At 67.8% G+C, this 20,497-nt stretch carries 9 protein-coding genes; 3 read left to right on the top strand and 6 right to left on the bottom strand.

All coding sequences use genetic code 11. The features are described 5' to 3' along the window. Nucleotides 1-3 precede the first annotated feature (3 nt). Both PVW49_RS15205 and PVW49_RS15200 read left to right on the top strand, forming a co-directional pair. Nucleotides 4-2,097 (top strand): NAD-dependent epimerase/dehydratase family protein, encoded by a 2,094-nt coding sequence (locus PVW49_RS15205; RefSeq protein WP_274590942.1) that lies wholly within the window; start codon nucleotides 4-6, stop codon nucleotides 2,095-2,097. A gap of 105 nt (nucleotides 2,098-2,202) precedes the next feature. After that, nucleotides 2,203-3,285, top strand: coding sequence for a CpsD/CapB family tyrosine-protein kinase (locus PVW49_RS15200; RefSeq protein WP_274590941.1), 1,083 nt, complete (start codon nucleotides 2,203-2,205; stop codon nucleotides 3,283-3,285). A gap of 24 nt (nucleotides 3,286-3,309) precedes the next feature. Here PVW49_RS15200 and PVW49_RS15195 read toward each other — a convergent pair whose 3' ends face one another. From PVW49_RS15195 to PVW49_RS15170, 6 genes are all read right to left on the bottom strand, one after another. After that, nucleotides 3,310-4,617, bottom strand: coding sequence for a GumC family protein (locus PVW49_RS15195; protein WP_274590940.1), 1,308 nt, complete (start codon nucleotides 4,615-4,617; stop codon nucleotides 3,310-3,312). A gap of 243 nt (nucleotides 4,618-4,860) precedes the next feature. Then, the gene (locus PVW49_RS15190; protein WP_274590939.1) at nucleotides 4,861-9,405 is read right to left on the bottom strand and encodes a MupA/Atu3671 family FMN-dependent luciferase-like monooxygenase; all 4,545 of its coding nucleotides are present in this window, start codon (nucleotides 9,403-9,405) and stop codon (nucleotides 4,861-4,863) included. Continuing rightward, nucleotides 9,402-10,394: a glycosyltransferase family 2 protein gene (locus PVW49_RS15185; protein ID WP_074836077.1), complete on the bottom strand. Its 993-nt coding sequence runs from the start codon at nucleotides 10,392-10,394 to the stop codon at nucleotides 9,402-9,404. The genes PVW49_RS15190 and PVW49_RS15185 overlap by 4 nt, the downstream gene beginning before the upstream one ends. 2 nt (nucleotides 10,395-10,396) lie before the next feature. After that, nucleotides 10,397-16,813, bottom strand: a complete 6,417-nt coding sequence (locus PVW49_RS15180; RefSeq protein ID WP_274590938.1) for a type I polyketide synthase — start codon at nucleotides 16,811-16,813, stop codon at nucleotides 10,397-10,399. A 104-nt stretch (nucleotides 16,814-16,917) separates the two neighbouring features. Next, nucleotides 16,918-18,285, bottom strand: coding sequence for an oligosaccharide flippase family protein (locus PVW49_RS15175; protein WP_244526461.1), 1,368 nt, complete (start codon nucleotides 18,283-18,285; stop codon nucleotides 16,918-16,920). An 8-nt stretch (nucleotides 18,286-18,293) separates the two neighbouring features. Continuing rightward, a complete protein-coding gene (locus PVW49_RS15170) occupies nucleotides 18,294-19,133 on the bottom strand; it encodes a glycosyltransferase (RefSeq protein WP_274590937.1) in 840 nt (279 codons plus the stop codon). Between the two features lie 96 nt (nucleotides 19,134-19,229). Between PVW49_RS15170 and epsE the strand changes: the two genes are divergently transcribed. Next, complete coding sequence (epsE, locus tag PVW49_RS15165; protein WP_274590936.1) at nucleotides 19,230-20,489, top strand: exopolysaccharide biosynthesis GT4 family glycosyltransferase EpsE; 1,260 nt, start codon at nucleotides 19,230-19,232, stop codon at nucleotides 20,487-20,489. Nucleotides 20,490-20,497: the final 8 nt, after the last annotated feature.

Here is a 20,497-nt window from a genome sequence, read left to right as displayed (position 1 = left end):
GTAATGGTTTTGAGAACAGGTATTATCGGCGCGGGCTACATCGCGGATTGGCATGCGGATGCGGTAAAGATGACCGGCGCCGCCAGGCTGACGGCGGTCTGCGATCTTTCGGCCGATGCGGCAGGCGCGCTGGCGGCAGCACATGGCGCGCAGGTCTTCACCTCCGTCGACGAGATGATCGCGGCCGGCGTGGTCGACGCCGTACATATCTGCACCCCGCCGCAGCTGCACACATCGCTGGCGGTGCAATGCCTGGAGGGCGGGCTGCATTGCCTGGTGGAAAAGCCGGTCGCGCTTTCGGTATCGGACATGGAAGAGATGGCGCGGGCGGCCGAGGCCTCGGGCAAGATCCTGGCGGCCGGCCACAATTTCCTCGGCGTACCGAGCTATGCGCGTCTGAAATCCATGCTCCGCTCCGGCGCGCTGGGCCGTGTGGCACAGGCCGAGATCAACTGGCATTTCCCGCTGCCGCCACTGCGCTCGGGGCCATACGGCCTCTGGCTCCTGCGCGAGCCGGGCAATCTGCTCAAGGAGCTGGGGCCGCATCTCTTCGCTTTCGCCGTCGATCTCTTTGGCCCGGTCGAGGTGGTGTTTCTCGATGTCGCCAAGCCGGTAGCATTGCCCGGCATGGGCGAGAGACCGCAGGTCTGGCGGATACTGGCGCGGGCCGGCTCGGTGGATCTGGCGTTCAACATCTCGCTGGTCGAGATCATGGATGACCGCTCGGTCACGATCCGGGGTTCCTCTGCCATGGCGCGGCTGGATTACGCCAATGACACGTTGCAGGTGAGCCGCGACAACACCGCCGATATCGTCGCCAACCCCTTTCTGCGGCAGATGGGTCTCGCCGGTCAGGCGCTGCGCGAAGGTATGGTGAACGGCACGCGGCAGATGCTGTCGCTGAACCGCAAGCAACCTTATGCGCTATCGTTTCAGGGCCTTGTCCGGGCCTTTTATGCTGCCGCCGAAAGCGGCACGCCGGTCGATGCACGCTTTGGCCCCGAAGCCGCGCTGACGGTCACCCGGGCGATCGATGCGACGCTGGACAGGCTGCCCGCGCTGGTCGGCCCGAATCTGCCCGCCAGAACCCGCGATCCGCAGCCCAGGGCGCTGGTGATCGGCGGCACCGGCTTTATCGGCCGACACCTGACCCGGGCGCTTGTGGCGCGGGGCACCGATGTGCGGGTGCTGTCGCGCGGGCGTAACGGGCCATTTGGCGACCTGCCGGATCAGGTCGAGACGGTGGCGGTTTCGCTCAAGGATGACGCCGGATTGCGGGCGGCGATGGAAGGGATCGAAGTGGTCTACAACCTCGCCCGCGCGCTCGAAACCACCTGGGCGGCCGCGCTCGAGAACGACGTGGGTGTCGCCCTGCGCGTAGCCGAGGCGGCGCAGGCGGCGGGGGTCAAGCGGCTGGTTTATACCGGCACCATCGCCTCGTATGACATGTCCGATCCGGGCCAGACGATCACAGAGACCACCGGCTTTGGCGCCGACATGGCAGACCGCAACCTCTACGCCCGGTCCAAGGCGGAATGCGAACGCCGGCTGATGCAGATGCATCGCGACAGCGGCCTGCCGGTCACCATCGCCCGGCCCGGTATCGTCGTCGGCCCCGGCGGACCCTTGCAGCACTGGGGGATCGGGCGCTGGCATGGCGCCGGCGCGGTGCGGATCTGGGGCAAGGGGCACAATATCCTGCCCTTCGTGCTGATCGACGACGTCTGCGACGGGCTGATCGCCATGGGCGAACACCCCGAGGCGGTGGGCGAAGATTTTACCCTGGTGGGCGAGCCGATGATGAGCGCGCGCGATTATTTCGACGCGATCCATCAGGCCACCGGCGCGCGGATCGCGGTGAAGCCGGGCAATCTGCACCTGTTCTGGGCGGCGGATGCAGTGAAATACCGGCTGAAACGACATGCCCTGGGACGCCGGGACGCACTCCGCGCCTCGTTGCGCGACTGGAAGAGCCGGGCGCATCTCTCGCCTTTCGACAATGCCAAGCCCAAGCGCCTGCTGGGCTGGCAGCCCGAGGCCGACCGTGCGAGGTTCGTGGACAAGGCAATCACCCGAGCCAACCTCTTTGGTTTCTGAGAAGGTCCAAGGAATAGGCTTATTTCTGCCTGATTTTCGGTGTTTGCTGCCGGAGAGTGACAAGGCGGGACACATCGGACCCCGCCGGGGCAAGAGCGATTGATCATGGAAAAACGCTGGACGAGGAAGAAACGCGCATCGCGCGAGGCCGGAGGACCGGCGCCGAAACCGGCGCTGACCGGGCCGATCCACCTGGCGCCCGAACGCGAAACGCCGCTGGAGCCGGAAGAGTTGACGCCACCGGAAACGCCCACACCGGCGGACGTCAGATCCGAGGCAGAGCGTACATCTGAAGCGGCGCCCTCGCCCGAGGCCAAGCCCAGGGCGCCCGCGACAGACGCGCGGCCCGCCGTCGCGCCGCCAGAGCCCGTACCAGAGCCAGCCCCGGCTCCTGCCGCTGAGACGCCGGAGCCTGATCAGCCAGCGGAGCCCGCCCCGCCCCCCCGCCGCAAACGCGGAGAACCCGGGGCCTGGGCGGCGCTGCCGAGCTTTCACGTCAATGCCCGCAAGCTCGAGCGCAATCGCATCATCACCGCCACCCGCGAAGACCCGGTGCATTCGGCCTTTGACGTCTTGCGCACCAAGCTCCTGCGGGCGCTGCGCGAAAATCGCTGGACCCGCGTCGCCATCACCTCGCCCACCGAAGGCTGCGGCAAGACCTTCCTCGCCGCCAACCTGGCGATTTCGCTGTCGCGGCAGAGCAATTGCCGCTCAGTTATGCTGGATCTCGACATGCGTCACCCGACGCTCGACAAGGTTCTGAATATCCCCGATGCGCCCGACCTTCCGGCCTTTCTGCGCGGCAACCTGCCGCTCGGCGATCTGCTGCGCCGCCCGGCGGCGAACGACTTCAAGATCGGCGATCAGGTGGCTTTCGGCGTCAATGCCCGGCGTGAACCCTATGCCGCGGAATTGCTGCAAGACCCCGACACCGCCGCCGTGCTGAGCGGGATGGAAGCGGCGCTGGCGCCCGATGTGGTGCTGTTCGATATGCCGCCGGCGCTGGTCAATGACGATGTGCTGGCCGCGCGGCCGCTGTTCGACGGTATCATCCTCGTTGTCGGCGGCGGCATCACCAAGCCGCAGCAGGTCCGCGATGTCGAGCGCAGGCTCGGCACCGAGACGCCGCTGCTTGGCGTCGTGCTCAACCGCTCCGAAGGCGAGGCCGCGCAGATCTACAGCTACTGAGACCGCGCCGCGCGGGGCTGGGGGTCAGAGCCGGGCCGCCTGGCGTTCGCCCGTGTCAAAAGGGTTGATATTGGGCCATCGGTCGTTGATCACCCGCAGCGCCGCCGGGACCAACGCCAGCATTCCCAACAGCCAGCCCAGGATCATGACATTGCGCATTCGCTGTTCGCGCTGCGTCTGGACGACCGGGATCGACACCACCGTCTGAATGCCAAGCGCGCGTTCAAGCTGGGTCGCGTTGCGGATCGCGGGGTTCATGATCTCGAGGATCAGAGCCAGGCCGACACCAAAGACGATGCTGGCCACGCCGCCCATGAACGCCGTCTTCTTGCGGCTGCGTGACACCGGATATTCGGGCACCAGCGCGGTTTCCAGCACCTCGAACCGCTCGGTCTGTTTTTGCTGCTGCAAGGTCCGATCGGTCTCGGCCTTGACCTTGCTGGCGGTGATCTGGCTCAGCTGATCGCGCAGCTGGGTCAGCTCACGATCGAGCGCGTTCAGCTCCTGCTCGACCTGCGGGCTGTTGCTCAGCGCCGCCTCGACCACGGCGATGCGCTCCTGCACCAGCCGGCGCTGCTCGGCGAGCTGGGCAATCTGCGCCTCGAGCACGCCTTCACGCGACCGCCGCGCACTGGTCTGAAGCTGAATGATGTCGCGTTCGATATCGAGCTCGGTCTGACGCAGGGTGTCGAGCCGGCTGCGCTGGCCGGTAATCACCGACGGCAGGCTGTCGGCATTCTCCTGCTTGAACCGGGCCAGCCGCTCTTCGAGCGCGATGATCTCGGCGGTGAGCCGCTGTTCCTCGCCGCTGAAGAACACAAGCGCCTGTTCGGTCTGGGTTTCCTGTTGCGAGCGGCCCTGATCGACCACCCGTGCCAAAAGCTCGTTGGCCACATCCGCCGCCTGTTCCGGATCGGACATGGCGACGCGGATGGTCAGGCCGGTGGGGCTGCCGTTGGTCAGCCAGGGCTGGGTGCTGTCCATCACCGGAATGATCGATGTGGCCTCGCGGAACAGCGCCACCTTGTAGCCGATCGAGTCTTCCTCATCGGGATAGAGGCCGAAATCCTCGATGATCTCGATCACGTTGTCGCGGGCCATCATCCGCTGTTCGATCAGCGTCAGCCGATGGGCGGCATAGGTGCGGCCGGTGCGGCTGTCGATGATGGTGGCATCCTCGATCTGGGCGACGGCAATCGCCTCATAGACCTTGGGCTGTCTCAGGGCGAAATGGATCGACAGCGCACAGCCCACAAGCGTGATCAACATGATCAGGGGCAGCCGCCGGCGCAGCACGTTTCTCAGATCGGCAAACGATCCCAACTGGTTCATCTTTTAGCTCCAACACGCGCCCCCGCGGGGGGCAGTTCACCTGACCGAGCCGGCCGCGCCTGCCGAAACAGGTCGGCAGAAGGCCCCGGTGATTTGCCCCATCTGCAATCTAGGCGAATTGTCCAAAATTCGCCACTACTTCAGCCCGGAATTCCGGAAACACTCCGTTTCCTGACAGGCTTTTTCATAAACAATCCAAGTGATTACCGACCTCATCACGGTTCTGCCAGCGGCCGGAGGCGCTTACCCCGCCTGCCGCCGCGCACGCATCTCGCGACGCCGGGCCATCGCTTCTTTCCGCGCCGCGGCACCGGGGTGCTCCGGCAGGGGCGCTTCGCTGCGCGGCTCGGCCTGCCCATTGGCCGGCGGCGGCGCCCGCTGCGCCTCGGGCCGTGGTCTGGCCGCCGGTTTCGCGCCGCCGATTTCGGCAATGCGCGCCGCCAGGCCGGTCAGGGTCGGATAGCCGAAGACATCGGCGATGCTGAGCCGTGTCAGCCCCAGCTCCTTGCGCAGCTCGCGATGCGCCTGCACCGCCAGAAGCGAATGACCGCCCAGGTCGAAGAAGTTGCCCTGCGCCGGGATCTCGCCCAGCCCCAACACCCTTTGCCAGACCTCGGCCACCTGCGCCTGAACCGCCGTTGCATCGGCACCGGCCGCGGGCGGCGGCGCCTGGGCCGGGGCGGCAGGGGCGGCGGCCGGTGCGCGCGTGGCCAATGCCTTGCGGTCGACCTTGCGGTTGGGTGTCAGCGGGAATTCCGCCAGATGTTCGAACCGCGACGGCACCATGTACCCCGGCACCGCCTCCGCCAGCGCCCGGCGCAGCGCACCCGCCGGGGCCGGGCCATCGTGGAAGGCCACCAGCGTCTGGCCGTCCTGCACCACCACAACCGCCTGCGTCACGCCTTCCATCGCCTCGAGCCGGGCCTCGATCTCGCCGAGTTCGATCCGATAGCCGCGCAGCTTGACCTGGGTGTCGGCACGGCCGAGGAAATCCACCGTGCCATCCGCCTGCCAGCGCGCCAGATCGCCGGTGTCGTAGAGGCGACCGTCGGCAAAGGGGTTCGCGACAAAGCGTTCCGCTGTCAGCCCGGCGCGCTGCCAATACCCGCGGGTCACCCCCTCGCCGCCGATATGAAGCGTGCCGGTAACGCCAACCGGCGCGGGGTTTCCTTTGTTATCAAGTATATAAAGCTGTGTGTTGGCAATCGGCGTGCCGATGCCACAGATCGCTTCGCCGCCACGGGCCGGGCCGGTGGACGACCAGATCGTCGTTTCGGTCGGCCCGTACATGTTCTCGATCCGGGCGTCGGTGAGCCCGTGAAGCTCGTCCACCAGCGCCCCGGCCAGCGGCTCGCCGCCAAGCATGATCCGCTCGACCTGGGCCAGCGCCTTGCGGGTCTCCGGCGACAACAGCAACAGACGCATCGTCGAAGGGGTGCATTGCAGATGGGTCACGCCATGGCGGGCAATCTGCGCCGCAATGGAATAATCGCGCTCGACCCCGGCATTGCAGCGCCGCAGCACCTCGGCCAGCGGGTGCAGCCCGGCCAACACGGTGTCGACATCAATGCCATAGTCGATCAGGCAGGCCACCTCGGTCACGCCGATCTCTTTCAGGCTCTCGACCCGCGCCACCGCATCCTCGACCGTGCCAAAAAGCCCCGAGTCCTCGAAATAGCGCTGAAAGGCGAAATCGAGGATCGCGTCCATTTCTTCCTCGGTGAGCCCGTCGAGCGAGAGGTCGAAGGCGTTCTTGGCCCCCTCGGGCCGCTTGAAGGCGGGAAAGGCCCAGGCATATTGCTTGATCAGCCCAGCGGCCGAGCGCAGGTAGTCCTTCATCGGCTCGCGGGCCACTTCGCGCGCGGCCTCGCGGGTTTCGGCGACATAGCTGTGCAGCATCAGCGTGACGGTGAATTCCGCAGGATCATGCCCGGCCTCGCGCAGCGCGTCATGGTACAGCGCGATCTTGCCCGCCACTTCCTCGACCGTCTGGCCCAGCAGGTGGGTCAGCACATTGGCGCCGATCTTGCCGGCCTCTTTCCAGGTCGCCGGGTTGCCCGCCGTCGTCACCCAGATCGGCAGCTTTTTCGACACCGGTCGCGGCTGCGTCACCACCGCATGCAGGGTGCCGTCCGCCTTGGGATATTCCACCGCCTCGCCGGCCCAGAGCCGGCGCAGCTCTTCGATCTGGCGCAGCATGGCGGGCTTGTTCTCGGGCGGCGTGTTCTCGGGGCGCAGCACGAAATCGTCGGGCTGCCAACCGCTGGCGATCGCCATCCCGGCGCGGCCATTGGTGAGATTGTCGATCACCGCCCATTCCTCGGCGATCCGGGCTGTATGATGCAGCGGCGCGACACAGCTGCCGGCGCGCACGGCGATGTTTTTTGTGACGCCCGCGACGGCCGCGCCGGTGACCGAAGGGTTGGGATAAGGCCCGCCGAAGGCGTGGAAATGCCGTTCCGGCGTCCAGACCGCGCAAAAGCCGTTCTGATCGGCGAATTTCGCGCCTTCCAGTAGCGAGCGGTATTTGTCGCGGCCGACGCCATCGTCGTTGCCCCAGTAGTAGAGGCTGAAGTCCATGCCCTCGCCCGGCTGGGTGGTCTCGAGCTTCTGTTCCTCGTTGACCAGCACCAGCTTGTAACCGCGCGCCAGCGAATAGAACAATTCCAGCACCGAGATGTCGAAGCTGAGCGAGGTCAGCGCCAGCCATGTGCCCGGCGTCTCGCGGCCGATCCGGGTATCCATGCCGGCAAAGAAGTTCACCACATTGCGATGTTCCACCATGACGCCCTTGGGCCGGCCGGTGGAGCCGGAGGTATAGATCAGATAGGCGAGATCCTCGGGGCTTGCCTGCGGCGCGGGGTCGTCCGAAGGCGCGGTCTCGATCTCCGGAGCGGCGTCCAGGGTGAGAACATGGGCGGCGCTCTCGGGCAGTTGGTCCTTCAGCGCCTGTTCCGTCAGCACAACCGGCGCGCCGCTGTCTTCGAGGTAAAGCGCGAGCCGGTCGGCGGGATAGGTGGGGTCCATCGGCACATAGGCGCCGCCGGCCTTGAGGATCGCCAGCGCGCCAACCACCAGATGGATGTTGCGCGCGGTACAGAGCCCGACCAGCGTGCCGGGGCCGACCCCCATGCCACGCAGTACATGCGCGACGCGATTGGCGCGGGCATTGAGCGCGGCGTAGCTCATCTCTTCGCGGCCGACCACCAGCGCCGTGGCCTCGGGCGTGCGGGCGACCTGCGCCTCAAAGGCGGTCTGCATCGTCAGGCTGCGGTCATGATCGGCTTGGGTCCGGTTCCAGCCGTACAGCACCAGATCGCGCTCGGCGGGCGGCATGTCGGGCAGCGCCGCGCCCTGGATACGGGCCTCGGCCATGGCGGCGAGACGGTCGGCGAGGATGCGGCCCATCGCGGGGCTGATCCGGGCGCGGTCAAAGACCAGCCTGCCGGCGGCGGTGACGGTGAGCGGAGCCTCGGAGGGGACGTCCAGCGCAAAGGCCACATCCGGCAGGCGCAGCGCCGGGATCTCCGGACTGCGCAGCGCCAGATCGGCGGGCACGGCGGGTCTTGCTTGCAGCCGCGCGATGTCATCGCCGCGCTGGAACGGCACCCAGGGCAGGGCCAATCCGCCGCGCGTCTCAAGCCCGGCATGCACCAGCGCAATCCCGGCGTCGGGCATGCCGCTGGCCTGGGCCGCCCAGTGCCGGACAAGATCGGCCTTCTGTTGCAGGTCGAGCGCCTCCGGCCAGTCGAAAGCGATCTCTTCGGTGCCACTGGCGCCCTGCCCACCGCCGGCGAGGGTCGCGGGCGTGAAACCGGCGAAGGCGCGGCGCCAGAAAGGTTCGGCCGGGGCCAGCGCCTCGGCAAAACCGGTCAGCGCCTGCACCTCTTCGGGCGCGACAGGGGCCAACCTGTCGCCGGGCTTCGCAAGCGCCGTGATCTCGGGAACGCTGCCGTCCATCCGCCGCAGCCCGGCCAGCCGCACCGCACCTTGGCCACAGGCGACGGTCAGGGCCTCGGCCACCGCCAGCACCTCGCCCGGCGCCCCCTGCCCCGCGACGGGCTGGGCCCGGCCAACCGCATAGGCCTCGCCCGCGATCCTGACCTTTGCAATGCAGAGCGGGTTGGGATAATCGCCGTGATCCAGCGCCCGAACCATCCGCGCCACCCTGTCCGCCGGCCGGTCGAATTGCAGCAGGCCCATGGCTTCGGGCCGGGCGGTCCGCCCGTGATAGCTGCGCTGGCTCAAATCCTGCGGCTGACGCTGTGGCGTGCCGGCCAGTTGATCCAGCAGCGCGGGGAAGCTCTCGACCCCGGCGGCATAACATTTCAGGTTGAGGCTCAGGGCGGTCTCGTCCGCGGCCAGCGCGATCTCGCGCGTCACCAGGATATCGCCCTCGTCGATGCCGCCCGCGATCATGTGCCAGGTGATGCCATGGTGCGCCTCACCTGCCAGCAGCGCCCAGACCGGCGCGTTCAGACCGGCATGACGCGGCAGTGGGCCGTCGTGAAAATTCACCGCGCCGCGGCGGGCCAGCGCCGGCACTTCGGCCGGCAAGACATCCAGATTGGCAATCGAGAGCAGCCAGTCGCAGGCCAGCCCCTCCAGCCGGGCCGGCAGATCCTTCCCCGGCGTCTCGACCCGCACCCCCTGCGCTTCGGCCCAGGCCCGCAGCTCCGGCAACCGGGTGACAAGCGCGGCAATGGCATGGCCCCGGTCCAGCATCTGTTCGGCGCAGGCGCGGGTGAGCGTGTCGTTTCCGACGACGATGGCGGTGAATGCACTCATGGCAGCCTCCTGGCGGGTTGCGGCGTGGCGCGGCGTTCGGACCGGGACAGCAGCGCACGGACATGATGTGCCACCAGATCGCGCAGAAAATGCGGCGGATCGGCGTCGGGTTTGCGTTGCAGAACCTTGCGCAGACGCCACATCAGCCCGCCGGTGGCATGGGTCAGCGTGGCCAGCGCGGCATAGGCGCCGCCGTGGGACTTGGTGAAATAATGCAGCCGGCTATCCAGCCAATACCGCGGCACCCGGTCCCAGCACTTCATGCCGGTCGAGACCGAGCCGATATGGGTGACGCGGCTTTCGGGCAGATAGACCGTCTGCCAGCCGTCGCGCGCGGCGCGCAGGCAGAGGTCGGTTTCCTCGAAATACAGAAAGAACGTCTCGTCGAACAGCCCGATCCGGTCGAGCATCTCGCGGCGCAGCATCATCGAGGCCCCGGCCAGCCAGTCGACCGGCTGCGGCCGGTCCGGCAGATCGATCGGCACGCGGGCCTTGTGCAGCAGACGGCTGACCGGGCCGAAGCGCACCGAATGTTCGAATTCGCCGGCAATCGAGGGAAAGCGGAAGGCGGTATATTCCTGTGCGCCGGTCTCGCTCCGGATCAGGCTGCCGGCGATACCGGTCTCGGGATGGCTGTCGAGCCAATCGGCCAGCACCCGGATCGCCTCGGGTTCGGGGAAGGCATCGGGATTGAGGATATAGATGTAATCGGCCGGCTGGCCATCGTCGCGACCGGCGCGCATGCCGTGGTTGTTGCCGGCGCCAAAACCGCCGTTGCGCCCGGCCGAGATCACCCGGACCTGCGGCCAGCCCTCGGCGGCGACGAAGGCGGTCAACTGCTCGAAAGAGCCATCGCCGCTGTCATTGTCGATGATCAGCAGCTCGGCATCGAGCCCCTGCAACGCCGTCACCGCCGTGCGCGCAGCCCGGCGGCACAGCTCGGCGGTGCGATAATTCAACAGGATACACAACAGGCGCGCTTGGCTCATGGTCACTCCGCCGCTTTCTCACTCGGGACAAACACAGGGGTCGGCGTTTCCGCCGCCTCGATCGCGGCGCGGATGCGGGCGGCAAGGACGCGGACATTGGGCTCCAGCACCATGGAATCATGGGTGCCCGGCACCTCTTCGACCTGGAGGCCCGGCACCCGGCTCGTCCAGTCGTTGTCGGGCAGCACATAGGCCCGGTCGGCATCCACCAGGCGCCCGCCCGACACCTGCCACTTGCCCCGCAGCGGCGGCCGGAACAGGTGCAGATTTCCGGTCCAGCCGCGCAGCGGATAGCGGGCGATGGCCTCGTAGAACGCCGCCTCGATGGCGGCATTGTGGAACTGGTGCTCCGGCGCCGCCTCGGCCACAGGGCGCCGCCGCTTGTCGAACTCCCAGCGGATGCGCCGCGCCGCCCAGCGCAGCGGATAGGTCACGCCGCCGCGCCGCAGCTCCTGTACCTGAATCAGCGCGCGGTCCTTCAATGTCAGCTTGCGGCGCACCGGCAGGGGCGTGTCGAGCATGACCACAAGCGCCACCTCCTCGCCCGCCGCCTCGAGCTGATGGGCCATCTCGTAGGCGGTGATGCCGCCGCCGGAGAACCCGCCAAGCAGATAGGGGCCCCGCGGCTGTACCTGCCGCAGCTCGGCGATGTAGTCGCGGGCGGCCTCGCGGATATCGCGGTGCGGCTGGTCGTCGCCATAAAGTCCCCGCGCCTGAAGGCCATAGAAGGGCCGATCGCTGCCGATCAGATTGGCAAGATGGCGCAGGTTGAGCACATTGCCGAACATGCCGGCGACAAGGAAGAACGGCGTGCGGTCGCTGCCCTCGCCTTCATGCATCGGCACCACATGGGTAAAGCGGCGCTGGTCCTCTTCGGTCCGCTGTGGCGCTGTCGTGCCCTCCTGCGGGCCGACGCGGGCCTCGATCAGCGCGGCGCAGGCGCGGATGGTGGGCGCCTCGAACAGCACCGAGATCGGGAATTCGGTGCGATAGGTCTTCTTGATCATCGCGAACAGCCGCACGGCGATCAGGCTGTGACCGCCGAGATCGAAGAAATTGTCCTCGGCACCGATCTCGCTGACCCCCAGGAGCTCTTGCCAGAAACCTGCGAGGGTGCGTTCGATATCGGTCTCCGGCGGCACGAAATCGGTGTCGAGGTCGGGGCGCTCGAACTGCTGGCCCGGGCCTTGCGGCGCGCCGGTCTCACCCGCCTGAGCGATCAGCGCCGGCAGGTCGAGCGACGAGACCACCAGCTGCGGCAGATCGGTCGCCAGGGCGCGCAGAAAGGCCTCGGCGCCCTCGTCGGGGCGGATGCCCTGGCTCAGATTGTGGTGCAGGCGTTCCTCGGCCGGCGACAGCGGCTGGATGTCCTGCGCCCGGTCAAAGCGCAGATCGGCGGCGGTGGGCCGGGGCGCCGCGGCCAACCCGCCGGCGTCGAGCCGCTTGATCGAAAAGCCCTGGATGACGGCGCAGACATGGCCCTGCGCGTCGGTCAGGGTAATGTCGAACCGGGCGACGGGATCGGTGGCCCTGTTCGCCCCGGCGTTGCGCACCCAGCTCACCAACCGCTCCGGCAGCGGGCCAAAGACCTGGACCTGGCCATAGGACATCGGTACCCAGAGCGCCGCCCGGTCATAGCCCGCGATCAGCTCCATCGCCCAGCCGGTGGCAATATCCATCAGCGCCGGGTGCAGCGGCGCGCCATCCTCCTGCGCCTCGGGCGGCAGCACAAGATCGGCGATGCCCTCGCCGGCGCCCAGCGCCGTGGCCCGCAGCACCCGCCAGCGGGGCCCGAAATCAAGATGCATCTCCTGCGCCGACCGCAGCGGGATATCGCTGAGATGCCCGCCCTCGCAACGCGCGCGAATGGCGGCCAGGTCGATCGGCGGCGGCGCGCGCTGCGGCCGGAGCGCAAGCTCGGCCTCGGCATGAAGCTGCCAGCCGGTGCGGCCCTCGTGGCGAATGGCGCTGCGCACCTGCATGGCATAGCCTGCGTCGGAGCGGCGCAGGTAGAGGCGCACCTCGGTTTCGGCGCCGTCGGGGGTATAAAGCGGCCGCAGGAAGGTCAGGTCGCGGATCGCGAAAGGCCCGGTCTCGCCCTGCGCCGCCAGCGCCTCGGCGGCCAGCTCGAGATAGCCGGTGCCGGGCAGCAGCGCCTGGCCGTCGCGGGTGCGGTGTTCATCGAGCGCCCAGCGTTCGGCGGGCCGCCAGCTCGCCTCGAAGAGCCGCGCACCGGTGTCGTCAAAGGTGGCAATGTCGAGCAGCGGCAGGCCGACCGGTTCGCGCGGCGGCTCCGGCAGATCGCCGGTGCGTTCCGCCACGGCCTGGGCCGCCATGCCGACCTCGGACCAGATGCCCCAGTTGAGCGCCAGCACCCGGGTCTTGCCGTCGCGGCGGGCCTGGGCAAAGGCGTTGAGGTATTCATTGGCGGCGACGTAATCCACCTGACCGGCCGGGGCGGTGACGGTCGAGCTGGAAGAAAACAGCACCAGCCAGTCGAGCGTGCCGTCGGGAAAGACCTCGGCCAGCACCTTTGTGCCGTGGATCTTCGGCGTCAGAACGTTTTCGATGCCGATCTGCGTCTTGGTCAGCAGCAGCGCGTCATCGACCACGCCGGCGGCATGGATCACGCCATGAAGCGCGCCAAACCGGGCGCGGGCATCGGCGGCCACGGCCTGCATCTGTTGCAGGTTGCTGACATCGGCCTCGGCCAGCAGAACCTCAGCGCCCTGCGCTTCGAGCGCCAGCACCGCCTCGATCCGGCGAGCGGTGGCGTCCTGTGGCCCGTGGCTCTTGCGATACCGGTCCCAGGTGTCGCGTGCCGGCAGTGCGCCGCGCGACACCAGAACGATATGGCGCGCGCCTTCGGCCACCAGCCGGCGGGCGATGCTGAGGCCGATGCCACCAAAGCCGCCGGTGATGAGGTAGCTGCCGCCGTCCCGGATCTGCGGCGCCGGCGCGGCCGCGAGCGGCAAGGCCCGGGGGGCGCGGACAAAGCGCCGCGCGCCGCGCAGCGCGGCTTCGGCGGTCGTCGGCGGCGCCAGCAGGTCTTCGAGCACATGCAGGGCCAGCGCGTCGAGCCGGTCCTTGCTGCCGCGGCCCTCGGGCAGCTCGAGATCGATCATGGCGGTGGTCACGCCGGGCAACTCGCGCGGGATCACCCGGAGCGGGCCGGCAAGCGTCGATTTCTCGGGCCAGCGCAGCGCCTCTTGCCGCACCCGGGCCGCGCCATTGGTCAGCGCGGTGATGTGCAGCGGCTTGGGCAAGTTTTCCTCTTCGATGGCCTGCGCGAGAAACAGCAGCGAATAGAACCCGTGCTCCTGCACCCGGTGAAAATAGGACGAGCCGGGGCGGTGGCTCTCGTCGCGGGTGACCAGCCAGAAATGCGCCACCCGGCCCGGCACCATGCCGCGCGCCATCAGATCGCGGATCAGGAGGTCATACCCCTCGCGGCCGCGTTCCGGCGCCAGCACGTAAGCGCTGTCGTCCGAGCGGGCAAAGGCATCGCCGGGCCAGACCTCGATCACGGTGTGATTGGCGGCGCGCAGCCGCTCGGCGGTGCGCCGCGCCAGGCCGGCGTCATCCATGAACATCAGCCAGGTTTCCGGCGCGGTCAGATGCAGTTCGGCCTCGACATCCACCTCGCAGGCCGCCAGTCCCGGCACCCAGGCCATGCGGCTGGCCCAGGTGTCGATCTCGTCCGAGCGGGTGAGGAAACGCTCGGCCCCGCTCTCGCGTACCTGCCCCGGTTCGATGAAATAGGTCTGATGCTGGAAGGCATAGGTCGGCAGTACCACGCGGTTGCGCCGCGCCTCGCCCCAGATCTGCGCCCAGTCGACCGCGACCCCCAGCGCCGAGAGACGGCCGAGCGCGGCAAGGAAATAGGCGTCATCCTCGATGCTGTCTTCGGGATGGCGCAATGTGCCCAGCACCTGATTGGCCGGCAGATCGGGATGCAGACGGGCCAGCGAGGCCAGCGCCTTGCCCGGTCCGACTTCGAGAAAGACCCGGGGCTGGCCCTGCGCCAGCGTGCCGATGCAATCGGCGAACCGCACGGTGTTTCGAAGATGGCCGACCCAATAGTCGGGGTCGGTGGCCTCTTTGTCGGTGAGCGGCTGGCCGGAGCGGTTGGAGATGATCGGGATCTGCGGCGGATGCAGCGCAATGCCTTGCAGATAGGCGCGGAAGTCGTCGAGGATTGGGTCGAGCATGGCGGAATGGGCCGCAATGTCGATGGCGACCCGCTGACAGTCGATGCCCTCTGCCGTCAGCCGCGCCTGCAAGGCCTCGAGCGCCGCCTGCGGGCCGGAGGCGACGGCAAGCTCGGGCGCGTTGACCGAAGCAAGGTCGAGATCCGCGCCAAGGTAGGGCGACAACGCCTCGGCCGAGAGCGAGACCGAAAGCATACCACCCTCTGGCACGCTGTCGAACAGCCGGCCGCGCAGGTGGACGAGACCGATGCAATCCTCGAAGGACATCACCCCGGCGAAGCAGGCGGCGGTGTTTTCGCCCATCGAATGGCCGACCAGCGCGGCCGGCGTGACGCCCCAGCTCTGCCAGAGCCTGGCCAGCGCGAATTCGACGATCATGATCAGCGGCAATTGCACCGAAGGCCGTGTCAGCCGCTGGTCGGCCGTGGCCCGGTCCTGCGCGCGCGGCAGCCAGAGCGCGCGGATGTCGTAGTCGAGCTTCGGCTGAAGGATCGCCAGCCCGCGGTCGATCCAGTCGGCAAAGACCGGCTCGGTCTCGTAGAGATCGCGTGCCATGCCGGCATATTGCGCCCCGCCGCCGGGGAACATGAACACCACCTCGGGCGTGGCATCGAGCGCGCTATGGGCAAAGACCCGGCGCGGATCGAGCGTTTCCAGCAGGTCGGCGGCCTGGTCGTGGCTTTCGGCCACCAGTACCCGGCGGTGCTCGAACTTGCGCCGGCCGGTTTCCAGGGTATAGGCCACATCGGCCAGGGTCTGCTCGGGGTGGGCGCGCAGATGCGCGGCCAGGCGCCGGGCATTGGCCTCGACCGCGGCCTTGCTGCGGCCGGTGACGGTGAGGATCTGAAACGGCCAGTCGCTTTCCTCCGAGGCCGGACGCTCGGGCGCTTCTTCCACCACCAGATGCGCGTTGGTGCCGCCGACCCCCAGCGAATTGACCCCGGCACGGCGCGGACCCTTGTGGCTCTGCCACGGCGAGAGGCGGTCGTTGACGCGGAACGGAGAGTTTTCGAAATCGATCGACGGGTTGGGCGCCTCATAGCCGAGACTCGGCGGAATTTCCCGGTGGTGCAGCGCCAGCGAGGTCTTGATCAGGCTCGCCACACCGGCGGCGGTATCCAGATGGCCGATGTTGGTCTTGACCGAGCCGATGCGGCAAAAGCCGGTTTCGTCGGTGGTTTCCTCGAAGGCCTGGGTCAGGGCGGCCACCTCGATGGGATCGCCCAGATAGGTGCCGGTGCCGTGGCATTCGACGTAATCGATGGTCTCGGCGCTCACTCCGGCCATCGCCTGCGCCTCGGCAATCGCCGCCGCCTGACCCTCGACCGAAGGCGCAAGGTAGCCGGCCTTGGCGGCGCCGTCGTTGTTGACCGCAGAGCCCTTGATCACAGCCCAGATCGGGTCGCCCTCGGCCAGCGCATCCTTGAGCCGCCGCAGCACAACCACGCCGACGCCCGAGCCGAAGACCGTGCCCTGCGCCCGGTGATCGAAGGCATGGCATTGCCCGTCGGGAGAGAGGATCTCGTTTTCCTTGTAGAGATACCCCCGGCCTTGCGGCAGCTCGATCGTGGCGCCGCCGGCCAGCGCCATGTCGCATTCGCCGTTGATCAGCGACTGGGCGGCGTAATGTGTCGCCACCAGCGAGGTGGAACAGGCGGTCTGGAGATTGAGCGAGGGGCCCTTGAGATCGAGGATATGGCTCAGGCGGGTGGCCATGAAATCCTTGTCATTGCCGGTATGGCGCAGCAGGAACATGCCGGTCTGATCCACCAGATCGGGGTTGGAACAGAGATTGAAGTAGAAATAGCTGCCCATGCCGCAACCGGCAAAAACCCCCACCGGGCCGCTGTCTGGCTCCGGGATGCGGCCGGCGGTTTCCAGCGCCTCCCAGGCGCATTCGAGGAACTGGCGATGCTGCGGATCCATGATCGCCGCGTCCTTGGGCGACAGGCCAAAGAACTCGGCGTCGAAATCGGCGAACCCGTCGAGCGGCGCGGCAAAGGGCACGTAGTTGCGATGGCGCAGCAGGCCCGGGCTTTCGCCGGCCTCGCGCAGCGCCGCGTCGCTCAGCCGCGTGATCGAGGACCGTCCGCTGCGCAGGTTGTCCCAGAAGGCATCGACAGATGCGGCGCCGGGCAGGCGCGCGGCCATGCCGACAATGGCAATATCAGTCTCGCTTATGGATGCGAGGTCGTAATCAACAGACATCCGGTAATCCCGTTTGCCCCCGGCTCCCGGAGGTACAGTCAAATTGAGGTAAAATTGCGGCGCCTTCCGGTTGAAGCGTCATCGCGTTTTCCTCCCCTTGTCGCTCATGGCAGTGCCGCCGGCATCACCCCGGGCATCAGCCGCAGGATCGCGTCGCCATTGATCATCCAGGCGCCCAGCGCGATCCCCACACCGACAGCGGCAAAGACCATGTCATGCAGCGGATCCCAGGCCTGCATCTTGCGCGCCAGCCGCACCACCATCGGATAGACCGCGATCATCGCGATCCCCTGCCCGGCCAGCGCCCCAAGCAAGCCGCCGAATTGCAGCCCGGCCAGCAGTCCTGTCACCATCAGGCAGGCCCGCGTCGCCTGAAGCAAGAAAAAACGCCGGCTGTCGCCTGCGGCTACGGCAGCCTGGTCATAGGTCAGCGCCGCGATCAGCGGAATCTGCGCGATGGCGATCACCACGGCGACCGGCCCGGCCAGAGCATAACGCGGGTCGTAAAGCAGGTCGACAAGCCAGACACCCGAGGCGGCAAACACCGCCTGAAGCGCCATCAGCCCGGTCGAGACCAGACCCCGCATCTTGCGCAGCTTGGCAAAATTCGCCGGATCGGCGCCAGGCGGGGTTTCGCGATAGATCGGGATCAGCACCTTGCGGGTGATCATCAGCCCCAGCAGCATCGGAAAGGAGGCCAGGAAAAAGCCGATATTGTAGACGCCGAACTGATCGATCGGCAGATAGCGGCCAAGGATGATCTTGTCGCCCTGATGATAGAGAAAGCCCACCAGTGTCGACAGGAAGATCCATTTGCCGAAATGGATCAACTCCTGCGCCGCCGGCTTTTCCCAGCGCAGGTGGTTGCGGCGCCCGGGCAGAAAGGCGGTGTTGAGCCAGAGCTGGACCAGGGCCGAAAGCAGCCCCGAGACGACCAGCGCCCAGACCGAGCGCAGCCAGAAGGCCAGCGCCACCGCGGTGACGATGCCGATCACCTGGGTCGCGATATCCAGAAGCGTCACCCGACCCAGCATCAGATGCCGGTTGGCGGTTTCCATCTTGGTCGGGTTGAAGCCCTGCACGATCAGGGTCAGCCCCATGGCGGGCAAGAGCAACAGCAGCATCGGCTCGCCGTAGATCTGCGACACCGGCCAGGCCAGAGCGCAGGCGGCCAGCCAGAGACAGAAACCGCGCACCACCTGGATGGTCCAGGCGGTGTCGAGGAAATCGGCATCGTCGCCGCGCTTGCTCTGCTGGATCGCGGGGGCGACGCCGACATCGGAAAACATCTGCAAACCCTGAAGAAACACCATCGTCAGGGCCATCATGCCGAAAGCCTCGGGAAACAGCAGCCGTGTCAGGATCAGGTTCGAGGCCAGCCGGATCAATTGCGCGCTGCCGAACCCGCCCAGGGTGAACAGCGCCGAACGCAGCGCCCGGGCCGTCAGCGAGCTGCCGCGGAATATCTGCATCACCGCGATCATCGGCCCCGGCTCCAGCCCTTGTCGGTGCCAAGACGGGTGGCCAGGGCGACGCCGGCATAGACGGCAAACCCCGCCGGATCGTTCAGCGCCAGGCGCAGCTTGCCGGCGGCGCCCAGCGGCGGTTTTTCGTCATTGGCGGCCAGCGCCGGATACAACCGCCGTATCTCAGTCACGCCGATGTTCTGCCGCCGCCGCACCCGCACCAGCGCGCGCCACCCCTCGACCAGCGGCCAGCGATAGCGGCCCGGCACGGCATGGCGTTCGGCCGCGCTGAAATGCAGCCTGGCAAAGGTGTCGTCAGAGATGATCGGCGGCCAGTCGGCCCAGCGCGCGCGCCCCGCGGCGTTCACCGCGAACAATCCGCAGCCCGGCACGCCCCGGGCGATGAAGGGCACCTGACGATAAACCCGGGCATAGGCCCGCGAGACGGCGCTGCGCGGCTGGACGATCTCCAGCGTGCCACTGCCATAGGCCGGCACGGGGCCGCTCAGATGCTCTGCCAATTGTCCCAAAACGTCCTCGTAAACCGTCACATCCGCATCGAGATAAGCACGCACCGGCGCCGCGGCAATCGCGTCGCCGGCATTGAGCGCCGCAATCTTGCTGCCCTCGGCCAGTTCCAGCACGTCGAGCCGCCAGCCCCGGGCGTCAAAGCCGGGGCCCATCGCGCGCGCCAGATCGGCGGTCGCGTCCCGGCAGCCGTTGGCCACAACCACGACCTGCGCCCGCATCGGCCCCCGTGACGCCAGAACCGCGACGAGGCAAGCCCGAATCCAAGCCGCCTCGTCATGTGCGGGAATGACGACGGTCAGGTCGAAAGAAGCCTCAGGTGGCACGGCAGGGCCTCTTGTTCGAATAAGTTCTGCATCCAGACTATACATGCAACTGTGGCCAAACGATGATGCAGCGCAGAAAATCTGTGGAAAGTGCATATGTCCCTGCCGCAAAAGCTCGGTTACCTCGTGCCTCAGTTTCCGGGGCAGACACATATCTTTTTCTGGCGCGAGATTGCCGCGCTCGAGGCGATGGGCGTGGCGCCGGTGCTGTTTTCCACCCGCCGCCCGCCACCGGGACTGATCGCCCACGACTGGTCGCAGGCGGCGATGGCGCGGACCACCTATCTCGGCGAGGTCTCGCTGCGTCGGGCGCTTCGGGTCCTGCCGCGGCTGCCCTGGGGCGAACTCCTGCGCGAGGTCGGGCGCGACGGCACCTCGGTGCTGAAAGACGTGCTGATCTGCGCCGCCGCCGGCGACGCGCTGCGCGATCACTGCCAGCGCGAGGGGGTTTCGCATGTGCATGTGCATTCCTGTGCCCGGGGTGCCCTGATCGCCGCTTTCGCGCGGCATCTGGGCGGTCCGGGCTATTCGCTGACGTTGCATGGGCCGCTTTCCGACTACGGCCGGGGCCAGCGCTACAAATGGCGGCACGCCCGGTTTGCCACGGTGATCACCCGCAGGCTGATCGCCGAAATGCAGGCCGAACAACCTGAGGATCTGCCGCCGATGATCCTGCGGCCGATGGGGGTCGACACCGAGTACTTGCGCCGCGACACACCTTACGAACCGGTGCAACCCGGCGCGCCGCTGCGGGTCTTTGCCTGCGGCCGGCTCAACGTGGTCAAGGGCCATCAGGATCTGATCGAGGCGGTGCGCCAGCTGCGCGCCGCCGGCCATGACGTCCGCCTCGAGATCGCCGGACAGGACGACGCCGGCGGCAGCGGGTTCCGGCTGGTTCTGGAACAGCTGATCCGGCAGCACGGGCTGGGCGAATACGTGCGCCTGCTGGGCGCGATCGACGCGGCGGCGGTGAAGGCCAAGCTGCTCGACGCGCATGTCTTTGCGCTGGCGAGCTGGCACGAGCCGCTGGGCGTGGCCTACATGGAGGCGATCGCCTGCGGCGTGCCCACCATCGGCACCGAAGCCGGCGGCGTGCCCGAGCTGATCGACGATGGGGTCGAGGGGCTGCTGGTGCCGCCGAAAGCACCCGCGGCCCTGGCCGCCGCGCTGCTGCGGATCGCCGGGGATCCGCAGCTTGCGCAACGGCTCAGCGCCACCGGCCGCGCCCGGATCGAACGCGACTACGCCGCGCGGCTCGGGGCCGAGGTGATCGTCGATCAGATGCGCAAGGCCCTGACGCGCGAGGGGGCCGACACCCGCCCCGGACCTGATCCGGGGCCTCCCGGTGGGCACTGACGAAGCGG

The organism is Marinovum sp. PR37 (assembly GCF_028807375.1).
In the GTDB taxonomy this organism is placed as follows: domain Bacteria; phylum Pseudomonadota; class Alphaproteobacteria; order Rhodobacterales; family Rhodobacteraceae; genus Marinovum; species Marinovum algicola.
Note: the sequence above shows the minus strand (reverse complement) of the source record. Positions and strands in the feature narration are given on the sequence as shown.